The sequence below is a fragment of the Corynebacterium sp. genome, from assembly GCF_012837295.1.
Taxonomy (GTDB): domain Bacteria; phylum Actinomycetota; class Actinomycetes; order Mycobacteriales; family Mycobacteriaceae; genus Corynebacterium.
Genome location: NZ_DURI01000206.1, coordinates 1 through 1,681 on the forward strand (window position 1 = coordinate 1; position 1,681 = coordinate 1,681).

Sequence of the window (1,681 nt, forward strand, 5' to 3'; positions counted from 1 at the left end):
TGGTCCATCCGGTCGACAACGCGGTCCGCAACATCCGCGTCCTGGCGCGCCGGGCGATCACGTCGACGGAGGACAACGTCGCCGCGTCGGATCAGCTCGTCGCGTTGGTCATGGGCGTCAGCCAGTCGGCGCACACGGTCAGGCGATTGCTTGACGACGCCCCATCGCTCGCCGAGATTCCCGAATGGGGCGAGCTGCCGCACGATGATTCGAAGACCGGCACCTTCGCGGCCGTGTCCGGCGAGGACGATTCCGCGCCGGTCACGCACGAGGCCGCCATCCGCGAGCTGCGGATCCTCGCCGCGAAGATGCGGCCGGCGGTGGTGGAGGGCGCGACGCTGTCGGAGATGGTCATCTTCGCCCAGTGCCGCTCGCTGGTGGTCGACTTGTTGCAGGTGTGCGGCCTGTCGCGGTTGTCCGCCGTCGCCGCCCTCCCGCCCACCGTCCCGCGCCCGGCGATGCCGCCGGAGGTGTGGGACCTCGACGAGGGCGAGGATTAGGAAGATTGAGGGGCGAGGATCAAACGGCGAGGATCAGTCCCGGGCGTCGGTGATGAACTTGTACGTCACGCCGGCGATGATGGCTCCGATGATCGGCGCGAGCCAGAACACCCACAGCTGGCCGGGCGCGCCGTCGCCGTGGAAGAAGGCCACGCCCATCGAGCGGGCCGGGTTCACCGACGTGTTGGAGATCGGGATGGAGATCAGGTGGATCAGCGTCAGCGCGAGGCCGATGACGGCGCCGGCGGCACCCGGGGTGGCGCGCTTGTCGGTGACGCCGAGGATGATCCAGAGGAAGAAGGCGGTCAGCACGATTTCGGCGATGAGCACGGCGGCGAGCCCGTAGCCGTCGGGGGAGTTGGCGCCGTAGCCGTTGGCGGCCATGGAGCCGGTGGCCTCGAACCCGTCCTTGCCGGACGCGATGATGTAGATCAGCCCGCCGGCCAGCAGGCCGCCGATGACCTGGGCGACGATGTACCCGGGCACGTCGCGCCACCGAAAGCGGCGGCCGACGGCAAGCCCGATGGTGACGGCCGGGTTGAAGTGCCCGCCGGAAAACGTGCCGAAGCTGTACGCGCCGGTGAACACGGTCAGGCCGAAGGCCAGGGCCACGCCGAGGTAACCCAGGCCCATGTTGATGTTGCCCTCCTGGATCTGGCTGGCTGCGAACACCGCGGACCCGGCGCCGCCGAAGACCAGCCAGAGGGTGCCCAGCATTTCGCAGAGCAGCCGGGCGATCATGCTCGGATCGTGGACGGTGGGGATGGGGCCTGTCTTGACATCGGTGGACATGGGGCCGCCTTTCGTGCTTTCGGGTGGGAAAGAGATTCCCCGCAGCCTAGGCGGTCAGGGCGTTCACCGCACCAACTGCAGATCCAGCAGGTGGCGGTAGATGGTCGTCTTCTCGCGCGGCTTCTTGGTCTCCACCCCGTCGCGGACGTAGCGGAATCCCGGCCCGCCGGCCTGGACCGCGCGCCCCGTCAGGGGCTCGTGCAGCGTGCGGGGGTTGCCGGCCATGTCGGCGAGGCCGTCGTCGTCGGAAAGCTTGGTGCGGAACAACCCGCGGCGCTGCCCCGGAGGCGGCGGCAATTCGGCCGCGACCAGCCCCGGGGCGTCCGGCAAAGCGCGGACCTGGACGCCATGCGAGACGCCGGAGAACAGCTCGCCGCTGTCGACCCACA

1 protein-coding gene and 2 pseudogenes are annotated in these 1,681 nt (G+C 69.5%); 1 reads left to right on the forward strand and 2 read right to left on the reverse strand.

The window, feature by feature from the left end; translation table 11 throughout:
- Positions 1 to 500, forward strand: a pseudogene (locus tag GX015_RS06830) (aromatic acid exporter family protein); the annotation flags it as partial.
- 33 nt (positions 501 to 533) lie between these two features.
- On the opposite strand, the gene aqpZ reads toward GX015_RS06830, so the two are convergent.
- The gene (gene aqpZ / locus GX015_RS06835) at positions 534 to 1,292 is read right to left on the reverse strand and encodes an aquaporin Z (protein WP_291343828.1); all 759 of its coding nucleotides are present in this window, start codon (positions 1,290 to 1,292) and stop codon (positions 534 to 536) included.
- Between the two features lie 63 nt (positions 1,293 to 1,355).
- Positions 1,356 to 1,681: pseudogene (locus GX015_RS06840) on the reverse strand (hypothetical protein); the annotation flags it as partial.

Excerpts from the sequence above, each read along its gene's own strand:
- aqpZ (WP_291343828.1), bottom strand. The coding sequence starts at position 1,292 with ATGTCCACCGATGTCAAGACAGGCCCCATCCCCACCGTCCACGATCCG.